1 protein-coding gene is annotated in these 1,236 nt (G+C 31.9%); it reads left to right on the top strand.

Annotated features, from left to right (window positions below; translation table 11 throughout):
- The first annotated feature begins 225 nt into the window (after positions 1-225).
- On the top strand, positions 226-1,206 hold the full coding sequence (locus AC0UBM_RS18330) for an IS110 family RNA-guided transposase (RefSeq protein WP_475689633.1): 981 nt from the start codon (positions 226-228) through the stop codon (positions 1,204-1,206).
- The last annotated feature ends 30 nt before the right edge of the window (positions 1,207-1,236 follow it).

The raw sequence follows: 1,236 nt of genomic DNA, 5'->3' as shown, positions 1-1,236 counted from the left end.
TATCTTAAGTTAGCCTTATCAAATATAAGTTATAAATTAAGTATCAATCAGAAAGAACAAAAAGAGAGGATTAAGGTTATTTTGTGTATTGAGACTGCGATCTCGTTTTTCATGACAATCCCCTCTCTTTTCTACTATTATTTCGAACAGTTCTGTGAGACTTTAGATCTCGTTTTTAAGATGCAGAAAAGCTAGTAGATCACTTCTTTCGTAAATTTCATATACATGATTAAAAATACAAATTATTTCGGAATAGATATAAGTAAGGATGTCTTTGATGTTATTGGAGAAGATGGTAAACATTATGAGTTTAAAAATGACCTATCTGGCTTTAAAAAGTTATTGAATTTAACTAATGAATTTTCTCATTGTGTAATGGAATCAACGGGAGTTTACCACTTACGTTTAGCGTATTATTTATATGAAAATGGAATAGCTGTAAGTGTAGAGAACCCTTTGTCTATAAAACGCTTTATACAAATGCGATTGACGAAAATAAAAACAGACAAGAGAGACTCCCAAATGATTTATGAATATGCCGTACACTCCGGGGTCGAACTTCGACTATGGAAAGGCCAAAATAAAACACAAATAGCATGTTCTCAAATAATAAGCCTAACCAATTTATATACTAAACAAACCACGGCTCTTAAAAATAAGTTACAAACAGAAGAGTCCATGGGATCTCCGTGTTCCAATGTGATACGGTCCTTAAAAAGAAGTTTAAAACATCTGAAAAAAGAAATAGATAAGCTCGAAAATTCATTACTAGAGCTAGTTAAGAAAGATAATCAAGATTTACTTACTAGGGTTGAGAGTATTCCTGGTATAGGGCGGAAATCAAGTATGTTATTGATTGTATTAACAGGAGGATTTGAACGCTTTAATAAAGCCTCAGAGCTATGCTCTTTTGCCGGCTTAACTCCTATGATAAGACAATCTGGAAGCAGTATAAGATCAAAATCAAGGATTAGTAAAATGGGTAATAGACGATTAAGAAAAACGCTATTTATGTGTAGTCTCTCAGCTAAAAAACATAATAAAGCGTGTAGGGAAATCTTCGATAGAATTGTAGCAAAAGGGAAAAGTAAAAAAATTGCTTTAATAGCAGTCTGTAATAAGCTTTTAAAACAGGCATTTGCCCTTGCAAAATCAGGATTGATTTATGATAAGAACTATAGAAGTATTTTAGTGAAAACAAACTAATAATTACTTGCTTTTTAACACAGTTCTTGG

The sequence above is a fragment of the Formosa sp. F44 genome (assembly GCF_056238645.1).
Note: the sequence above shows the minus strand (reverse complement) of the source record. Positions and strands in the feature narration are given on the sequence as shown.

Excerpts from the sequence above, each read along its gene's own strand:
- AC0UBM_RS18330 (WP_475689633.1), top strand. The coding sequence starts at position 226 with ATGATTAAAAATACAAATTATTTCGGAATAGATATAAGTAAGGATGTC.